This window comes from Streptomyces sp. bgisy130, from assembly GCF_057708345.1.
This window is the reverse complement of record NZ_JBYISA010000014.1, coordinates 1-18,966: the sequence shown is the minus strand read 5'-3', so window position 1 is coordinate 18,966 and position 18,966 is coordinate 1. Positions and strand designations below refer to the sequence as shown.

Annotated in this window: 15 protein-coding genes; 5 read left to right on the top strand and 10 right to left on the bottom strand. The window is 69.5% G+C overall.

Annotated elements, in window-relative coordinates; all coding sequences use genetic code 11:
* Positions 1 to 30: 30 nt before the first annotated feature.
* The 6 genes from AC3EUV_RS19815 to AC3EUV_RS19790 all read right to left on the bottom strand — a co-directional run bounded on the left by AC3EUV_RS19815 (position 31) and on the right by AC3EUV_RS19790 (position 8,035).
* Positions 31 to 1,743, bottom strand: coding sequence for a condensation domain-containing protein (locus AC3EUV_RS19815; protein ID WP_435603460.1), 1,713 nt, complete (start codon positions 1,741 to 1,743; stop codon positions 31 to 33).
* Between the two features lie 11 nt (positions 1,744 to 1,754).
* Positions 1,755 to 2,942 carry a non-ribosomal peptide synthetase gene (locus tag AC3EUV_RS19810; RefSeq protein WP_435603459.1) on the bottom strand — a complete coding sequence of 396 codons (1,188 nt, stop codon included), beginning with the start codon at positions 2,940 to 2,942 and terminating at the stop codon, positions 1,755 to 1,757.
* 273 nt (positions 2,943 to 3,215) lie between these two features.
* Complete coding sequence (locus AC3EUV_RS19805; RefSeq protein WP_432142969.1) at positions 3,216 to 3,461, bottom strand: acyl carrier protein; 246 nt, start codon at positions 3,459 to 3,461, stop codon at positions 3,216 to 3,218.
* 427 nt (positions 3,462 to 3,888) lie between these two features.
* Positions 3,889 to 5,103, bottom strand: coding sequence for a metal-dependent hydrolase family protein (locus tag AC3EUV_RS19800; protein WP_435603458.1), 1,215 nt, complete (start codon positions 5,101 to 5,103; stop codon positions 3,889 to 3,891).
* 119 nt (positions 5,104 to 5,222) lie between these two features.
* Positions 5,223 to 6,671 carry an amino acid permease gene (locus tag AC3EUV_RS19795; protein ID WP_435603457.1) on the bottom strand — a complete coding sequence of 483 codons (1,449 nt, stop codon included), beginning with the start codon at positions 6,669 to 6,671 and terminating at the stop codon, positions 5,223 to 5,225.
* An 89-nt stretch (positions 6,672 to 6,760) separates the two neighbouring features.
* On the bottom strand, positions 6,761 to 8,035 hold the full coding sequence (locus tag AC3EUV_RS19790) for an ArgE/DapE family deacylase (protein ID WP_435603456.1): 1,275 nt from the start codon (positions 8,033 to 8,035) through the stop codon (positions 6,761 to 6,763).
* Between the two features lie 171 nt (positions 8,036 to 8,206).
* Here AC3EUV_RS19790 and AC3EUV_RS19785 point away from each other — a divergent pair, with 171 nt between their 5' ends.
* From AC3EUV_RS19785 to AC3EUV_RS19770, 4 genes are all read left to right on the top strand, one after another.
* A complete protein-coding gene (locus AC3EUV_RS19785) occupies positions 8,207 to 8,644 on the top strand; it encodes an Lrp/AsnC family transcriptional regulator (protein ID WP_432142972.1) in 438 nt (145 codons plus the stop codon).
* Positions 8,645 to 9,000: 356 nt separating this feature from the next.
* The gene (locus AC3EUV_RS19780) at positions 9,001 to 10,446 is read left to right on the top strand and encodes an RNA polymerase sigma factor (protein ID WP_435603455.1); all 1,446 of its coding nucleotides are present in this window, start codon (positions 9,001 to 9,003) and stop codon (positions 10,444 to 10,446) included.
* Positions 10,447 to 10,798: 352 nt separating this feature from the next.
* The gene (locus tag AC3EUV_RS19775) at positions 10,799 to 12,880 is read left to right on the top strand and encodes an RICIN domain-containing protein (protein WP_432142974.1); all 2,082 of its coding nucleotides are present in this window, start codon (positions 10,799 to 10,801) and stop codon (positions 12,878 to 12,880) included.
* A gap of 187 nt (positions 12,881 to 13,067) precedes the next feature.
* Positions 13,068 to 13,658, top strand: coding sequence for a hypothetical protein (locus AC3EUV_RS19770; RefSeq protein WP_432142975.1), 591 nt, complete (start codon positions 13,068 to 13,070; stop codon positions 13,656 to 13,658).
* Positions 13,659 to 13,693: 35 nt separating this feature from the next.
* Here AC3EUV_RS19770 and AC3EUV_RS19765 read toward each other — a convergent pair whose 3' ends face one another.
* From AC3EUV_RS19765 to AC3EUV_RS19755, 3 genes are all read right to left on the bottom strand, one after another.
* A complete protein-coding gene (locus AC3EUV_RS19765; protein ID WP_435603454.1) occupies positions 13,694 to 14,494 on the bottom strand; it encodes an alpha/beta fold hydrolase in 801 nt (266 codons plus the stop codon).
* 67 nt (positions 14,495 to 14,561) lie between these two features.
* Positions 14,562 to 15,785, bottom strand: a complete 1,224-nt coding sequence (locus AC3EUV_RS19760; RefSeq protein WP_435603453.1) for an FAD-dependent monooxygenase — start codon at positions 15,783 to 15,785, stop codon at positions 14,562 to 14,564.
* Positions 15,782 to 17,179, bottom strand: coding sequence for an MFS transporter (locus tag AC3EUV_RS19755; RefSeq protein ID WP_435603452.1), 1,398 nt, complete (start codon positions 17,177 to 17,179; stop codon positions 15,782 to 15,784). Before AC3EUV_RS19755 ends, AC3EUV_RS19760 begins: the two co-directional genes overlap by 4 nt.
* A gap of 130 nt (positions 17,180 to 17,309) precedes the next feature.
* On the opposite strand from AC3EUV_RS19755, the gene AC3EUV_RS19750 reads away from it, so the two are divergent.
* Positions 17,310 to 17,942: a TetR/AcrR family transcriptional regulator gene (locus AC3EUV_RS19750; protein WP_432142979.1), complete on the top strand. Its 633-nt coding sequence runs from the start codon at positions 17,310 to 17,312 to the stop codon at positions 17,940 to 17,942.
* A 52-nt stretch (positions 17,943 to 17,994) separates the two neighbouring features.
* Here the strand turns inward: AC3EUV_RS19750 and AC3EUV_RS19745 are convergent, their stop codons facing one another.
* Positions 17,995 to 18,900 (bottom strand): NmrA/HSCARG family protein, encoded by a 906-nt coding sequence (locus AC3EUV_RS19745; protein WP_435603451.1) that lies wholly within the window; start codon positions 18,898 to 18,900, stop codon positions 17,995 to 17,997.
* Positions 18,901 to 18,966 lie beyond the last annotated feature (66 nt).

Genomic DNA, 18,966 nt, shown 5'->3' with positions numbered 1-18,966 from the left:
GCTCCGCTGTCAGGGATCGCCACTACGGGGTCAGGCCGTCCCGGCCGACCGCGGCAAGCGGGAATCCTCGCGGGCGTTGGACGCGCGGCCGGGATCGGCTCCGACGTCCAGCAGGGAACAGAAGTCGCGCAGCTGCGGGTGGCCGAAGAGCAGTCGTAGCGTCGCGGTGCGCGAGACCCGCTTGCGCACCAGCGCGACCACGTCGCCCGCCATCATCGAGTGACCGCCCAGTTCGAAGAAGTCGTCGTGCGGCGAATGGACGGGTACCCCGATCACCTCGCTCCAGATGCCCGCGACGACTCCCTCCACCGAGGTGAGCAGACCGTCCGCAGGCGGGTCCGGCTCCGCGGCGGGGGACAGGGCGCCGGGGGAGGGCGCGTCGCTTCGAGGGGACGGGGCGACCCGGGCCAGAATCCCGGTCAGGCCGAGGGAGTCCATTGCCGCGTCGGGCCGGTGCAGCAACGCTGCCAGGATCTCCAGGTACGCGGCGCAGTAGCCGTCCGCGGCTTCGCGCGAGTAGGTGCGCAGCGCGTACTCCCAGTCGAGAGCGATCCCGGAGGGAGCCATATCGCAGTCCACGACCAGGTCGAAAGGCCCCTCCACGGTGCGCGCCACGACCTCCGACAGCCTTCCCTCGCCGAGTTTCAGGGCGCCGTTGGCCCCTGCGGAGAACACCGTTCGTACGACGTCGGCGCCGGGTTGGAGTCCGGCGTCGTGCAAGTCGGCGACCATCCGGCTGAACGGCAGGTCCTGGTGATCGATGGCGTCCATGAGATCCAGCGACAGTTCTTCGAGCGTGTCGGCGAATGTGCGGGACATATCGATGCGCGACCGGGCCACGACCATGTTCGCGAGCATGCCCACCGTGCGGGCGAACGTGGGCGTGCGGCCGCTCGTGGCCGTACCGACGGCCTGGTCACCGTCACCGGTGGCGGCGGCGATCACGACCTGCATCGCGCAGAGCAGGATGGCGAAGGGCGTCGACCTGGCGCGGCGGGCATACGCCGAGAGCGCTTCGGTCAGCCCGTCGTCGAGCGGTGTGGACACCACGTAGGTGTTCAGCGCCCCTGGCATGCGGGTGGCGGGGTGGTCGGCTCCCGGCAGAGCACTGCCGGTGACTCCGGCGAGCCGGTCCCGCCAGTAGGCCGACTCTTCTTTCAGCGCGCCGTCGGCGAGTGCGGAAAGTTGCCGTTTCGCGAAGGTGCTGTATCCCGGTGCGATCGGCTGGAGGTCGGGCGGGGTTCCCCGGCGCGCCGATCGGTAGAGCTCACCGAACTCGTCGAGGACGATGGTCATTGATGTGCCGTCACACACGATGTGATGGGCGACCAGAACCAGTGCGGTCCGGCTCTCGGACACCTGGATGGCGGTGAGCCTGATCGCCGGCTCGGCCGTCAGATCGAACGGCAGGTTCGCCGCGGCATCGAGGGCAGATTGCATTCGCTCGGTCCGCACAGCCGGCGACAACCCGCGCAGGTCCACCACCTTGACCGGGACAGGCTCCGGATCACGGTCGATGACCTGTACGACGCCGGAGTCCGTTTCGTGGAACGTCGTACGCAGGGCCTCATGGCGGCGTATGACCTCGTTGAAGGCGAACTCCGCAGCCTCGGTGTCGAAGTCGCCGTCGAAGTGGAAGACCTCCGGCATGCTATAGGCGGGGCTCGTCGGATTCAGCTGCCAGAACAGCCAAATACCCTCCTGGAGCGGGCCGATCGGAAGGGTGTCCGTCAGCGAATCCATGCTGTTGGTTCTCAACCCACGTCTCCGATCAGGTTGCGTAGTTCTCGTAGGGTGCGGGTCCGGAAGAACTCACGGAGCCGCACCCGAACCCCGAATTCCTCGCGAACGCGTGCGAGGAAATCGAGCGCGTCGAGGGAGCCGCCGCCGAGCGCGAAGAAATTGTCTTCGAGCGTGCAGGGAGCGCCCAATGTCTCGCGCACGATGGCGATCAGCCGCAGCTCGACATCGTCACGGGCGATATCGCCCGGCTGCGCTTCGGCGTCGTCGGCTTCCCCGCATTCCACCGCTCCCCTCGCCGTGATCGCCGTCTCTTTGGGGCCGTGCTGCACCATGACGGTGCATTTATCGGTGGTCAGCTCCTGCACCACACCGTCGGGCACCGGCTCACCACCGACAAAGGCGAGCTGCACGCTGGAGTCGCGTGGCCGGTATCCCGCGCCGAGCAGACCGGAATACCAGGAAGGCACTGCGCTGAGGACGGTGATTCCGTTGGCAAGGATGCATTCGATCTGCTCCTGCCAGGACCCGTCCTTCAGATCCGGAGCGACGATCAGCGTCGCGCCTGCGGCCAGCAGGAGGACCGGCCGGAGCGAAGCATCGAAGCGCGGGTCCGTGGACAGCAGCACCCGCATATCGCCGTCGGTGCGGTCGGCCGACTGCTTGACAAGATCGTGAAGCTCGTTTCCGTAGGTGTCCATCGCGTCGAATTCGACGCCGACTGCTGCGGGCGCGCCCGTCGGTCCGGAGGTATGGCGGACATAGGCGAGCTCCAGCGCGCCCGAGCTGGGATTCTGTGGGCGACTTCGGCTGCTCTCCGCTCGTCTGAGCCGCAGACCTGTCTCACCCGGCATGAGGACTTCCGCATCGTCCTCGACCGACTCCTCCACCACGTATGTGGCCGACTCGGCAAGCACGAGGTCGAGCCTTCGCTCGCCCCATTGGGTATCCGTGGGCAGATACGCCGCTCCAGACATCCAGATTCCGAGTATCGCGATGACCTCATTGCCGCCGCGTGGCAAGACAGTGGCCACCACGTCTTCGGGACCGACCCCGTGGGCGTTCAGGAGATCGCCGAGACGGGTCGCGCTCTCGACCAACTCGCCGTAGCCGATCGATCGGCCGTTGGCGCGCAGCGCGGGCCGGCCCGGCTCGCGCACCGCGATATCGCGGATCCGGTCGAGTGCCACTAATTTGCCCATGAACGCCAATCCTTCTCATGCCGGGCGGGCCACGTCCTCGTCACGAGGTCGCAGCCCGGACATCTCACTGTGATCGGATCAGTTCTCTGGCCACATCGGCGCCCTGCCCGCGAGGCAGCAGACAGGGAAGGCGTCACTCCGGCAGGATGCCGTGCGGGGGCCGGCCGAATCTGAGGGATGGGCGGCCCGGCAATACTCCAAGAGCTCTGCTCGCTCGTGCACTTAAGGCAACCTGCCCCGGGATTTCCACTGTCCGCCGGGAATCCCCCCTCGTCAGCGGTTACCGTCGACGAGCGCTTCCATGCTATTCCAATGAGAAGTAAACGCCGCCACTGTCGGATACTCCATCAACATGATGACGTCTGTGTCGATGCCCAATTGCCGGTTGAGTCGACTGGCAAGTTCCATCAGCAGGAGTGAATGACCGCCGAGGTCATAGAAGTTGGTATCGAAGTCCGCTTCAGGAATCCCGATCACGTCCGCCCAGACTCGGGAGACTTCCTGCTCTTGCACCGGCATGGTTGACAACCTTCCGTGCTTCTCGGCGGACCGCTGAGTCGGCGCAATCGTACGCAAGCTGTTCTGTGCTGCACAAGACCCACTTCGGCAGCGGAAGTTGAGCGGTCAGGTGCCGAAGTGTGGGGCGGACGAGGCCCAACGCGACGGCAGCGGGCCTGTGTTGGAGGTGAGTCGCGTCCAACCCCTCCTCCGTATCCGACCCGCTCCCGGCACCGCTCGGGCATAAATGGAATACACGGCTCCAAGAGCCGCACGAGGAGTGGCGGAAGTCCCAGGACCGGATGAAGGGGAATTCGCTGCCTGCGCTCTCCGGTGCGCCGGGATTTAGTTAGCGACGGTCCGGCGTCCGGGGCGCCGGCGAAGTCATGCACGGGCCGGGCGACGAGCATCGTGAACAGGCGCTGGATCCCGTTGCAGGTGAGCGGGATCAGCCCTGGAATGTCCGGCCGGCTCGGATCACGGTGCGGATGTCGAGCAGAGTGTCCAGACGGTGCAGGGGATTGCCCGGTACCGCGATGAGGTCGGCGTCGTAGCCGGCGGCGATCCTTCCTTTGCGGTCGGCCAGACCACATGCCTCCGCGGCAAGGGAGGTGGCCGAAGCCAGGGCTTCGGCGTTGGTGAGGCCGAGCGAGCCGAAGTGAATGATCCCGTACGGAAGCACGCCATGCGGCTTGCGGGGACCGGCGCCGGCATCGGAGCAGCAGACCAGCCGTGCTCCTTCGCGGTGCATCCGGGCGAAATTCGCACCGCGCTGCTCCACGCGCTCGGCCATGTGCGGCGCGACCATCGTGCCCGTCGGAAGCCATGCCTCGGTGGCGCCTATGAAGATGCCGGCCTCCACCACGGCCTCCACGGTCTTCCAGTCGGGCTCGACACCGTCCTCGGTGAAGAAGGAGGCATGCTCGATGCCGTCGACGCCGGCTGCGACGGCATCGGCCATCCCCTGCCGGCCGTGCGCATGCGCGGTGACCGGCCTGCCGTGCGCATGGGCGACCCGGGTCACCGCGGCCAGTTCCTCGCGGGTGTACTGCGACTGATGCGGCCCCCATCCAGGCGTGGTCACACCACCGGTCGCCATGACCTTGACCACGTCGACGCCGCGAGCGACGCGCTCCTCGACCGCGGCCTCCAGCGCCGTGCTGCCGTCGGCTTCGCCGCCCAAGTACCAGCAGTGTCCGCGAGTTCGCGTGAGGGGAGGCCCGGCGGCAACCACCTCCGGGCCCCGCTCCGTGCCCGCCGTGTAGCGGTCACGGAGCGACAGGGCGAGAAAGCGACGATCACCGAGGTCCCGTACGGTCGTGACGCCCGCCCGCAGTTGCTGCCCGGCGTTGTGGCGCATGCGTGTCAGGGTGGTCTGGTCCGCTTCCTCCGCCATCGCCTGCTTCGACCTGTCGTCGGGGTCGAAGGCGAGGTGCACATGGGAGTCGATGAGCCCGGGCAACAGCGTGGCGTCGCCGAGATCCAGAACGCGCAGGTCCGCAGAGGGGGCCGCGCCCGTCATATCGACACCGGCGATGCGCGAGCCCTCGATGAGCACCAGCGGGCGCCCCTCGCGTAATGCGTACCCGTCGAACAGCCGCGCCGCGCGGACCGCCCAGATCCGCCGGCCCGGTATGTGTTGTTGTCCGCCGCCGGCAACCATTCGGCTGTTTCTCCTCACCACTCACCGACCAGATCCATGACCTCGCCGTCCGACCCTGCTCGCGGAACGCTACGCCCCGCAGCTGCTCATCGTGGTGGGCGTCGGCCCGAACACGGCCGTCACGCTGCTGAGTCCGTCCCGGCCCTGGTGGCGGAAGCCGACCGCGGGGTGCGCCGTTTGACGGCCCGGTAGCCGATGGTGAGTGCGGTGAACCACACGGCCCATACGTACAGGCCGAGCCGGGTGTCACTGGAGGTGGCCATCAGGACGACGACGAAGGCGAGTGCGGCGAGGGCGATCCAGTTGGTGACCGGGGCGCCGGGCAGCCGGAAGCCGACGGTGGGCAGCAGCCCGGCGCGCACCTTGGCCCGATAGCGCAGGTGCGCGGCGAGAATCATGCCCCAGGTCCACAGTCCCGCGCAGGCGCTGACCGAGGTGATGTAGACGAATGCCTTGTCCGGGGAGAAGACGTTGATGACCACGCCTGCGCCCATGACCAGGATGGACAGCATCACCGCGGGGACCGGAAGCTGGCGGCCGCTGAGTTTCCGCATGGCTTTCGGGGCCTCGCCGTTGACTGCCAGGCCGCGGATCATCCGGCCTGCGGAGTAGATTCCGGAATTGCAGGCGGACAGGGCGGCGGTGAGAACGACGAAGTTCATGAGGCCGGCGGCTCCCGGGATGCCCACGCCGGCGAAGACCTGGACGAAGGGGCTGACGCCGGGGGTGTACTTGGTCCAGCTGAGAACGGACAGCAGGATGATCAGTGCGCCGATGTAGAAGACGGCGATCCGGATGGGCAGCGTGTTGATCGCCTTGCGGAGGGTCTGCTGGGGATTCTTGGCCTCGCCGGCGGTGAGGCCGACGAGTTCGACGCCCAGATAGGCGAAGACGACCCCCTGCATGGCGAGCATGGACTGCCAGGCGCCGTGCGGTGCGAACCCCCCGTCGGCCCACAGGTGCTGGACGGAGGCGGTGTGCCCGAGGGAGGAGAAGCCGAAGGTCAGTACGCCGATGCCGATGACGATCATCGCGGTGATCGCGACGACTTTGATGGTGGAGAACCAGAACTCCAGCTCGCCGAAGACCTTGACGGACACCAGGTTCGCGGCGAGCAGCACGGCCAGGGCCACCGCGGCCGTGGCCCAGACCGGGACAGCGGGCCACCAGTAGGCGATGTAGTGGCCGGCGGCGGTCACCTCGGCCATGCAGGAAGCGACCCAGGCGGCCCAGTACGACCAGCCGGTGACGAAGCCTGCGAACGGGCCGCAGAACTCCCGCGCGTAGTCGGCGAAACTCCCTGAGGTGGGGCGGTAGGTGAGGAGCTCACCCAACGCCCGCATCACGAAGAAGATGACGATGCCTGCGGCGGCGTAACACGCGATCAGGCTCGGCCCGACCATGGCGATGCCCGTGCTGGAGCCGTAGAAGAGCCCGGTGCCGATGGCGCCTCCGATGGCCATCATCTGAATCTGACGAGCACTCAGCCCGCGTCGGTACCCTTCCTTCGGCGCGGTTTCCGCGGCCTCGTCGCCGCATCGGCCTTGCTCAACCTCCGTTGAGGTCATGGCGGTGTCCCTTTCGCTGCGTGTCCGACCGGGCCTTGGGCGCGGATCGGGTGTCTGGTCCCCGGGGATGGGCTGCTGTCGTGTGAGCGCTATTGGGTGCCGACGGTGCGCAGCACCGCGAGTACGAGGGTGCGGGCCACAGCCGCGATCTCCGGGATGGCGACCTGCTCCCGTGTGCTGTGGGCCAGCCGCACGTCACCGGGCCCGAACTGGAGGGTCGGGATGCCGGCCCCGGCGTAGAGCCTCAGGTCGCTTCCGTACGGTGCGCCGCGTTCGCGCACCTGCGGCCCGCCGACCGCGTCCGCGTGCGCGTCCCGGACCAGAGCCCCGAGCGGATGGCCCGCGGGCAGGCGGCCACTCGCGAACCGGCCGCCGGGCCAGGTCACGACCGCCGGATGATCGCGCAGCCAGGGATCCTGTGCGCACGCCTCGGTCACACAGGTCTCGAACTCAGCGACCGCTTCGGCCGGGTCCTCGCCCAGGGCAACGCCCAGCCGGCCCTCGGCGACGAGGCGGTCCGGCACGCTGCTTGCCCAGTCACCTGCGCGGATCGCGCCGACGGAGAGTGCGTACGGGGTGGTGTACTCCGTCATCAGCGGGTCGGCAGCCGTGTTGCGCCGGGCTTCCAGGCGGGCGAGCGCCTGGTGGATGGGCAGGTAGGCGTCGATGGCGCTGACTCCCGCGTCGCGGGTGCTCGCATGGGTGGCCTGGCCGGGGACCTCGATGCGGAAGGTCAGCGCGCCGGCGTTCGCGGTCACCAGCGTGCCGCCGGTCGGCTCGCTGATGAGGCACGCATCACCGGTGTGCCCGCGCTGGAGGGTGGCGAAGGCTCCGAGCCCGCCGTCCTCCTCGCCGACGACGAAGTGGGCCGCCACCCGACCGCGCAGCCGGGCGCGGCTGGTGCGGATCGCTGCCAGGGCGGCGAGGTTGGCGACGAGTCCGGCCTTCATGTCGCAGGCACCGCGGCCATGGACGACGTCGCCGACCACTCTCGGGACGAAGGGGTCGCCGTCCCATTTCCGGAGGTCGCCGGGCGGGACGACATCGACGTGCCCCTGAAGGATCATGGTGGGCCCGTCATCGCCGCCCGGTGTGATCCCCGCGAGCCCCCACGCCTCATCGCGCGGTGCCTCGGCCCCCGGGAAGCCGGGGTGTGCGCGCAGGGCGGGCAGGTCCACGGGCCACAGGTCGACATCGAGGCCGAGCCGGTCCAGTTGTCCGGCCAGCCGGTGCTGCATCTCGCTCTCGGCGGCACTGCCGGTCACGCTCGGGATTTCGAGCAGCTCCATCAGCGTCCGGGCGATGGCCGTCTCGTCGACCGCCTCCAGAGCGGCGCGCTCCTCGGCACTGAGCACTGCTGTCATGTGGTCACTTCCGTCCTTGCGGCTCAGCGAATGACCACGGATGCTATGTTCGCGCCATGGCGCAAACAATCTCCATCTCTTCCCTTGCGGCATCGATTTCTTGCTTATTTCAGGCCGCTGTAGAGATTCTTTTCGCCCCGTAGGGGTCGTCTCTCCCGAGGAGGTGGCAGCGTGGACGCTGTCGACGAAGAGATCATCCGTTGCGTTCTGCGGAATGCCCGGAGCACCTATGCCGAGATCGGTGAGGTGGCCGGGCTTTCCGCGCCCGCCGCCAAGCGCCGACTCGACCGCCTCGTCGCCACGGGCGCAATCCGCGGGTTCACCGCGCTCATCGACCCCCAGGCGCTGGGGTGGCGGACCGAGGCGTTCGTCGAGGTGTATTGCAGGGGCAACCCCTCTCCTGTCGAACTGCGACGGAATCTGAACGAGATCCCGGAAGTCGTCGAGGCGTGCACGGTCTCCGGCGCTGCGGACGCGATGCTGCACATGCTCGCCGCCGACATCGCGCACTTGGAGCAGGCCATCCAGCGGGTCCGTGAGGCGCCCGTCATCGAGCGCACCGAGAGCGTGATCGTGCTTTCCCGCCTGATCAACCGGCCGCGGGTGTAGGCGACTTGTTCCTGGCGATGATCTCGGCACGGTCCGTAACCAGTCGGCACCAGGTGGTGGTCGGTGGGGGAGTGCAGGCGAGCCCCGCAAACTGTGTCATGAGTCACAGCGGATCGGTGTCGCGGTCCGTCAACCGGGCCAGGCGCTGTCCCGCACAACCCGTCTGGGCTGCTCTTTCTTCTTCCCCGACGGCGTCCGTTCCACAGTTCGGACGCGCGGGCGCCCAGGCATTTTCCAGATCTCCGCACCTCTTTCTCAGCCAATTCCTGTTATCTGGCGATCGCCCTCACGTCTCCTAGGTGTCGGACGTTGACCAGCGACGTCGACGCTTTGGGCACAGGAAGAGGGTGCTGAGCGTGAACAGTGAGGTCGGGGTGTGGCTCGTCGAAGCCGCTCGGACCGGGGACACCGGCGCGCAGGATCAGCTCGTCGCCGCGTATCTGCCGCTGGTCTACAACATCGTGGGCCGCGCCCTGAAGGGGCACGCGGACGTCGACGACGTGGTCCAGGAGACCATGCTGCGCGCGCTCAACGGTCTGGAGGGGCTGCGCGACCCGGCCCGCTTTCGCTCCTGGCTCGTTTCGATCGCGATGAACCAGATACGCCATCACTGGCAGCGCGAACGCCGTGACGCGCCCATCGGTGGCCTGGGGGAGGTCCACGAAGTCGCGCCCCCCGAGCCCGACTTCGTCGATGTGACGATCGTGCGGCTGGACCTGGAGGGCCAGCGCAAGGAGGTCGTCGAGGCGACCCGCTGGCTCGACGACGATCAGCGGAACGTGCTGTCCCTGTGGTGGCTGGAGGTCGCCGGCGAGCTGACCCGCGCCGAGGTCTCCGATGCCCTGGAGCTCTCCCCGCAGCACACCGCCGTACGCGTACGGCGCATCACGGAGCAGCTGGAGATCGCCCGAGTCGTGGTCCGCGCCCTCGCCACGGTGCCCCGCTGCGCCGAACTGGAGCGTGTGATCGCTCTCTGGGACGGGGTCCCCTCGGCCCTCTGGCGCAAGCGGATGGCCCGGCACGCCATGGGCTGCGTCTACTGCGCCAGCCACTGCTCCACGCTGGTCCCGGCCGAGGGACTGCTGGCCGTGCTGGGGCTCGTCCCCCTCGCCGGAGCCCTGTTGTGGTGGCGGGCGAGCGACGCCGTGGCCACCGGCGTCGTCCCTGCGGGATGCCCGGCCGATACTGCCGGCGCCCCGCCCGCGGATTCCGTCGTCGCCCCTGCCAAGGCGCGCGTGAACACCGGCCGGCACCGTGCGCACCGCACGCACCGCCGTCCGCGTTCGGGCGGCAAGGTCGCCGCCGCCGCGGCCCTCGTCCTGGCCATGGGAGGAACGACGTTCCTCCTCAACGTCCCCAGGAACGAGGGCAAGCGTACGGAGGGCGCCACGCGCTCCGAGCCGCTCACTGACACGCTGCCCTCCGTGGCCCCGCCCGCCCCTGAGCGGAAGACCACCGAGTCCGCCGGCCATTCCGGCCCGGGCACCAGGGCACCGCACACGGCGGACCCCTCCCCACGCTCCACGAAGACCGCACCGGCCACGGTCTCGGCCCGCCCCACGCCGAGCGCGACTCCCCAGGCGACCCGCCTCGCGGGCTCTCGCGCGCGCCTCGTATGGCAGGTGACGACTCTGGTCAAAGCCGGGCGGGCAACGGCCAGCTGCGTGCTGACCCGCTCCAGCGGCCAACTGACCACCGCGACCTCGCAGATGCCGGACGACACGGCGGCGACCGCCCAGTGCGTCGACTCCAGCCAGCCGACCACCGGGCCCGGCGAGCCGAGCACCGCCGCATATCCGTGAGGTGACCTACGGCGAGAAACCTCGCCGCGGGCCGACAGGGCCCGCAGACCGTTCCGGCGTCCTGAAGGAACGCCCCGGACGCCGCCAGAACCTCCTCCACCGCGAGTTGACCGAGCCCGGAGTCGGTGTTGTCGACCTCGACTCAGACGGTCCCCTGTGGCCAGGTCCCCGTGGCCAGGTCTTCGCCCTCTCCCGCTGAGCAGCCGGCCCGACCGCCCGCCCTCTCCCGTATCCGCCACCGGCCGCGCCCTGCTCCAACCCGCTGCGTGCCAGGCGCTCGTCCTGGCACCACCTCAGCCATTTCTCCTCCCCTCCCTCTCATCCCCCTACGAGTACAGACGGGAATCCGCTCATGAAAACAAGACGCTCGACCCACCGGCACCGGCCGGTCAAGCGCCGTCTGGCGCTGATGACCGCGGCGACCGCGGCCGCCGCCGGTCTCATCGCCGGCATGGTCAGCATCGGATCGGCCGACACCGGCACCAGCGACCGGACGAGCGCCGCGGCCCGGCAGACGGCCGTCGTGAATCCGGTCCACGAGACGCCGCCGAAGCCGCTCACCGACGTACCCAAGAGCGACGTTCGGCGCGGCATGGTCTACCGGGGGCTCAAGCCGGCTCCGAAGGGCGACCGCTGCGCCGGTGTCTTCGCCGTGTCAGGGACCAAGGCGAAGCTGTGCACGCACGGCCCGGACGCCCCGCCGAAGGGCGTCGACATCACCAAGGACGTCGCGCCCGCGGTGCGGCGGACCGCCCCGGCCGCGAAGTTGAACGGCGGCCAGAGCAGCGCCCCGTCTGCCTCCCACGCCCGGCCCGGTGGCCTGCCCGCGCTCAACGCGCGTACCGGTAAGGCGGAGCAGCCCGCTCCGGCGGCCTCCGACTCGGCCACCGGCGCCGCGGCCGATGACGATGCCAAGGTGGTCTGCGACGGCGACGGCTCTTCGGGCAACCGCGTCCAGGTGCTGTATGTGCACGCGCCCGGAAACGACCGGTTCGCGGAGTACGTGGCCTCGTTCAAGAAGTGGGCGGCCGAGGCCGACGTCATCTACAACGAGAGCGCCAAGGAGACCGGCGGCAAACGCCACATACGGTTCGTCACCGAAGCCGACTGCACCACCAACGTCCTCAACGTCGAGCTCTCGGCCGCCGATGTGAGCGAGTTCGGCTCGACCAACAAGGCGCTGGCCGCGAAGGGCTACGACCGCAGCGACCGCAAGTACATGATGTTCGCGGACGCCAACGTCTACTGCGGCATCGGCACCTTCAACGGCGACGAGCAGCCCGGGAAGGAGAACCTCAGCAACTTCGGTCCCTCCTACGGACGTACGGACGCGGGCTGCTGGAACGGCGCCACGCCCGCCCACGAACTGGGCCACAACCTCGGCGCGGTCAACAACAGCGCCCCGCACACCAGCGGCGGCGGACACTGCGTCGACGAGTGGGACATCATGTGCTACTCGGACTCGCCGAACTACCCGAAGATGCAGATCCTGTGCCCCGAGCGCAGCGGTGACGAGCGGCTGGACTGCGGCCACGACGACTACTTCAACACCGACCCCAAGCCCGACAGCTACCTGGCCACCCACTGGAACATCGCCAACAACCGCTTCCTCATAGCCGGCGGCGGTGACGGCACCGACCCCGACCCGAACCCGACCGGCACGCCTACCCCGACGTCCACCCCGACGCCCACCCCGACACCCACCCCGACGTCCACGCCCGGCCCGTCCACCGGTCCCGCCGTCAAGGTCACCCAGATCACCGCGAACTCCGCCGTGGTCAGCTGGACCGAGGTGCCCTCCGCCTCGGGCTACACCGTCTTCCTCAACGGCAGGAAACTCGCCGACGTCGAGGGCATCGCGAACCGCCTCGTCGGGCTGACCCCCGACACCTCCTACCAGATCGCCGTCGCCACCCGGGAAGCCGGCGGCAAGACCTCTCGGCCGGGCCCCGTCAGCACCTTCCGCACCCTCGCCGCCGACGGCGACGGCGGCGGTGACCAGCCCACCCGGCCGGGGACGAAGTACGTGATGGTCAACGCCCTCACCGGACTGGCCGCCGACATCTGGGGAGGCTCCACGCAGAGTGGCGCGCCCGCCATCGCCGGCCAGCGCAACGGATACGCCAACCAGCAGTGGACCTTCAAAGACGCCGGCGACGGCGCCGTAACCGTCACCTCCGCGGTGTCCGGGAAGTGCCTACAGTTCCACATCGCCGTCCCGGGCCAGTTCGTCACCCAGCAGTCGTGCAGCGGCGCCGCGACCCAGAAGTGGCGGCTGCGCAGCGCCGGAGACGGCAGCTACGTGCTCCAGCCGCAGGGCTCCGAACTCGCCCTGGGCATCGGCAATCGCCCCTTCTACGGCGGCTCGCTGCTCGAACTCCAGCGGCGGAACAACGGGGGCTACCAGAAGTGGACACTCCAGCGCGCCTCCTGAGCAGTGCGCGGCGGTCTCCCGACCGCTGACGCCCGATTGACCGGGCCGGCGGCTGACCCCCCCCAGCAGCCGCCGGCCCTCCCATCGCCCCTCGCCCCGCAACGCCCTAGCCGGCCGTCAACACCCCTCGCGCCGCCCCCGCCCTTCCCAGCCTTCATCCCCTCGCTCTCCCAAGCCAGGAGCACACATGCGACATCCGCGTTCCTCGCGTCTCACCCCAGTCGTCGCCCTGGCCGCACTGCTGGCCGCCGGGCCGGCCTCGCCGGCCGCCGCGCACGGCGACACCATCAACTTCGGCATCGTCACCACACAGCCTGACGACGGCCGGGTGCGCACCGTCGCAACCTGGGAGAACGACAAGGACCCGGTGACCGAATCCATATCGGGGACCCTCTCCGCCATCGATGTGAACGGGCGCTCCCTCGGCCCCTGGAAGCTCATCCCTGTCCCCGGCGCGAAGGCTTCCTACACCACCCGCCAGGCGCTGCCCCCCGGCCGCTGGAAGGTGACCGTGGACTGCGGCTTCCCCGACCTGGGCCACGGCGAGGCCACCGTCGACGTGCCCGCCGCCGGCACCAAGCCCACCGACCCCCCGACCAGAGCCCCCGCAGACCCTCCGAAATCCCGCCCGGCCGCCGAGACGTCGGCCCAGTCCGCCGACGCTCACCGGCCCACCGACTCATCACCCGTCCCCCTCTGGGCGGGCGCGGCAGCCGCCACCGCGCTCATCGGCGGGGCCGCGTTCCTGGTCACCCGGCGCCGCCGCGCGGGGCGCTGATCAGCGGGGTGGGGTGGGGGCCGGAAGGCTGCGGGTTATGGCTGTACCGAGGCAAGGAAGTCCCGGACCGCGTTACTGAAGCCGACCGGGTCGTTGGCGTACAAGAAGTGGTCCGTGTCCAGTTCGACGAGACGGGTGCCGGGCCGCCGAGCGGCCATCCGCGCTGCCTGCTCCGCCGACAGCACTCCGCCTTTGGCGCCGCGTATCAGCAGCGCCGGGCAGGCGGAGCCGGTCCAGTCGGCCCAGTGGTCGCCGTGGACCTGCTCCTCGGATGCGTAGATGTCCCTGGGGTGGAAGTGCAGGCCCCACGTTCCGTCCGGCCGCTCGCGAACGGCGGATTCGAGGAAGGGGGCGAACGGGCCCAGCCGCGCCACGAACGCCTCCCGGCTGGGGCAAGTGCCCTCCGGAAGGTTCAGCACGAACGCCAGCGGGTTGCTGCCGTCCAAGCCGAGCTCGGCACAGCCCTCGCCGTTGACCAGCGCGGTCACGCGCTCGGGATGGCGGGCGGCGAACTGGTAGGCGTTGATCGCGCCGAGCGAGTGGCCGAGAAGGACGGCACGGTCCAGTCCCAGATGGTCCATGAGGGCTTCCAGGTCGGCGAGGTAGCCCTCCCGGCTGTAGTCGGCCGCGCGGTCGGAGTCGCCGTGGCCGCGCTGGTCGGGCGCTATGACCCGCCATTCCGGGGCGAGTCGGGCGGCGACATCGGCGTACGACATGCCCTCGGACATATGGCCGTGCAGGGCGACCAGCGGGCGGCCCGGTCCGCCGAAGTCCACGAAGGACAGGGTGCGGCCGTCGACGGTGAGCGCCGAACGCTCGGCGTTGTCGGTGTTCATGGGTTCACCGTAGACGGCATCTATACGCGCGTACAAGACGTACGTACAAGACGCTTGTGTAGGGCGCTCACGTCATGGGCATGACTTCGGGCAGGGTGAGGGCCGAATGGGCCGGTCGTCCCTCTGCGGAGGGCATGGCGCTGAGATTGCGCAGCATGTCGTTGCGCTGCTCCAGGGCCCGGGCGGTGGTCGGGAAGAGTGCGGCATCGCCCTTGCCGACCTGCTCCTGGTTCACGGTCACAAACTCACGGGTGCTGTGTTCGTAGGCAGCGAAGCCCGCGGCGTGGTCGCGGTCGGCCAGGGAACCGGCGAGCATGTACGCGCCGACGAGCGCGAGGCTGGTGCCCTGTCCGGTAAGGAACGAGGGCGCGTACGCGGCATCGCCCACCAGCGCGACCCTGCCGCTGGACCAGCGGGGCATGCGGATCTGGCTGACCCCGTCGAAGAACAGGTCATCCGCGTCGCGCATGGCAGCGAGCATCCCCGGGACCTCCCATCCCGCGTCGGCGAAGACCGAGGCGACCAGGGCCCGTTGGGCTTCCGGGTTCCGGAACGCGTCGAACGGCGGTTCCGGGTGGGCGAAGTTCAGGAAGGCGTGCACGTCGTCGTTGTCCCCCACGGCGTAGAGTGCGGCGGCTCTGCCCGGGGTGTTCCACATCATGGTCTCGCGGGAGAGCCCGAAGGTGTTGCGCATGGTGAATACGGCGAAGCAGTAGCCGAGGTACCGGTGGAACTGTTCTTCCGGGCCGAACAGGAACTCGCGGGTGCGTGAGTGGATACCGTCCGCACCGACGACCATGTCGAACCTGCGGCTGCTGCCCCCACGGAAGGTGACGTCGACCCCGTGACCGGACGACTGGTCGAGGGTGTCGATGGAGTCGTTGAACAGGAACTCCACGTCGTCACGGACCGCCGTGTGGAGAGCGCTGGTCAGATCACCGCGCCGCACCTCCAGGTCCCGGCCCGTGACCCCGCCGGTGACGGTGTGCGGCTCGACCGAGGCCACCTCGCTGCCGTCCCCGTCGAGGAAGGTCAGCCGGCGCAGGTCGATGTGCGCGTCCTGCAATTCCGGCAGGATTCCCATCCTCCGGACGACCTCAAGTGCGGTGCCGCGCACGTCGATGGGATAGCCACCGCTACGTATCGTGCCCGCCTTCTCGACCACCGTGACCTCGAATCCATGGCGGTTCAGCCAGAACGCGAGCGCGGGCCCCGCGACGCTGGCCCCGGATATCAGGACCGTGCGCCTCGGTGTGGCATGGCTGCCCCTCAACAGATCAGTGCGGGTCATTCCTTGACTCCTTTGCTCATGGTGCGGGCGACAAGCAGCGACAGCGCCGTGACGGCGCCGGCTATGACGAAGCCGGTGACGAAGGCCGATTCGGCCGGGACATCCGACCCGGAAGGGGTCCCGGCGGTGAGGATCGCACCACTGACCTGCGCACCCACGGCGTAGCCGAGCACGCGCGTCACCAGGACCAGGCTGGTGGCGATGCCGGTGTCACTTCGATCGACGGATGTGGCGGTACTGGTCACCATCGCCGTGACGCACAGGCCGTTGGCGAGGGCGATCAACGCCTTGCCGGTGACGAGGTGCCAGACCTCGGTGTGCACGGCTGCCAGGGCGATCAGGGCGGTGACCATGATGACGATCCCGGCGGTGACCACGGCACGCGAGCCGAAACGCCGCGCTCCGATCCCACTGACCGGCCCGGCCAGCGACGCGGCCACGGCCCCGGGCAGCAGAAAGAAGCCGATCTCGGTGGCGCCGGCCCCGAATCCGTACGCGCCGGCGGGCACCGCGAACAGCTGAGGGACGAGATAGACCGCCACCGAGGTGCCGACACACATCACGAACGTCAGCGCACAGGACTTCCACACCGCAGGCCGTGCCAGCATGCGCAGATCGACCATCGGCGAGGCCGCACGACGCTCCACGGCTATCCATCCGGTCACGAAGGCAGCCAGAACCACGAGGAGGGCGCCGAGCACGAGTGGCTGCGAGCCGATGTCGGGCGCCAACGCGAGTGCGAGCATGAGCGTGACCAGCGTCCCGCTCAGGAGAACCAGGCCGGGCCAGTCGACCCCGGCGTCGTCCGACCGGCCCGGCGGATCAGGCGGCATCAGCCTGTTCACGAGCACGGTGGCCCCGATGACCGCGATCGTCGGCAGCGCGAACATCCAGTGCCGGGACAGCCCTTCCGCCACGGGCCCGGCCGACAGCGTTCCCGCCATCCCGCCGCCCACGAACAAGCCGCTGACCACCCCGATGGCCACCTTCGACTCGCCCGCGGGAAGGTGTGCGCGCACCAGGATGAACGACAGGGGCAGCGCGCCCACCATCGCCCCCTGTAATACCTGACCGAGCAGCAGCACCGGCAGGTCCGGCGCCAGGGCGGACACCAGACCACCGGCGCAGACCACCACCATCAGCCGGATCAGCACCCGTTTTCCGCCGTAGCGGTCGCCTAACTTGCCTGCGACCGGTGTGACGAGCGCGCCGGTGATGAGCAGCACGATGCTGAGTAACGCCCCTTCGGCGGGACTCATCGCCAGTTCGCGTTGCAGGAGCGGGAGCGTCGGCGTCACCACCGACTCCAGGGCACCGGTGGCGACTGCCAGCATGCCGAGGGCCCCGACAGCGGCCTTCCCGATGTGGGCCGGGGGAGCCAGAGTTGCGGTCATGGACGTCCTTTCCTAACCGAGTTGGCGCATGCACGGCTCCGCCGGGCGGAGCGGACGTACCCGTGCGGCACGCGCCGTGAAGCCGGCACTACACTACACCGTGCAGTGTAGAACGGTTAAGATTGCCCCCATGCCGACCACGAAGACACTGCGCGAGGGGTCCACGCGGAAGCGGGCCGCCATCCTCTCGGCGGCCCGCGAACTGTTCCTCTCCGACGGCTTCGACCGGACCAGCGTCGACGCGGTCGCCGCCCGGGCCGAAGTGTCCAAGCGGACGGTCTACGACTACTTCGGCGACAAGCAGACGCTGCTGAAAGCGGTCGTCGACGCCGTCGGCCAGTCACTGATCACCACGATCCGGCGCACCCTCGACGACACCCTCACCGACCGCACCGAGGCCGCCGGCCTCGAGGACGCCCTGGTCACGTTCTCGATGAGCATCGCGACCGACATGCTCGGCTCGGCGGAGTACGCCACGCTGCAACGACTGGTCCGCGCGGAATCCGGCCACCTGCCGCACCGGGACTACAACGCGATGGCCGACACCCCCGACGAGGCGATTGCCGAGCGGTTGGCCGCTCTCGCCGCGGCCGGGCTGCTCGACGTCCCCGACCCCCGACTCGCGGCCGACCAGTTCATCGCGCTGACCTTCGGCGTCGCGCTGGACCGGCTCGGTTCCGCGAACGCCGCGGAGGACCCGCGCGTCCGCCCACTCGTCGTTGAGGGAGTACGGACCTTCCTCCGGGCATACCGAACCGCGTAGGGCCGGGGCAGCCGGCCACATTCGTGCAACCAGGGAGAACGCTGCCGCCGCCTCACCCTTCCAGCAGGTGGGTGAATCGACCGCGCGCTTCCGCCACCCAGTCACCGAAGGTCCGCATTCCTGGGTGCAAGGTCCGTGCGTGAGCTACATCGGTGGGGGTGACGTCGGGGTGGCGGCGGGTGAACTCCAGCATGTCCGCGAGGGCGTGGGCGTGCGGCATCGGCAGTTCCCGGTACGTCTCGTAGGGCACGTCCCGGAAGGCCACGGGGACGCCGAGTACCCGGGTGAGGTCGGCTGCGTAAGCGGCGGCCGGGCGCAGGTCGCCGACCACTTTGACCACTTCCCCGTGCAACGTGCGTCCGGCGGACAACACCGCGGCCACGACCGGGCCGAGGTCGGCGACCGAAACCGCGGGTAGTGGGGTGTCCCCGTGCGGCAGCGCGAAGGCCAGCGAGCCGTCCGGCTCTCTGCGCAGCCGGCGAGCGGGCCAGTTCTCGTAGTACGTGGACAGGTGGACCGTGACGACCGGCGCGCCGCGCCCACGCAGCTCCTCCTCCAGGCGGGCCTTGCCGTCGTGGTGCGGCAGGGACAGCGCGCCGCCGCTGCGCCGATGTGCCTCGGGAAGGCTGCTGTGCACCAACGTCTCGGCACCGGCGGCCAGTACGGCGTCGGCCGTCGTGCGGGCAGCCTCGTACTCGCGCTCCTTCAGGGACCAGTAGTCGGTCACCAGAAATGCGGCTCGGACGCCGGTCGCGGCCTGTCGCACCTGTCGGCCGTTGGTCAGGTCGCAGGCCACGACTTCGGCCCCCAGGGCGGCCAGGGCGCCGGCGGGCGCCGAATGCGGGTCACGGGTAACGGCTCGCACCGCCCAGCGGCCGGACCGCAGCAGGTGCCGGGCGACGGAGCCGCCCTGGGCTCCGGTGGCTCCGGTGACCAGGACGAGAGGTCGGTCGGTCATCGTTCCTCCGCTACAAGTCGGTCCACTGGGCGCGGGGGGGGGGGGGGTGGGGGGGGGAAAAGAGGG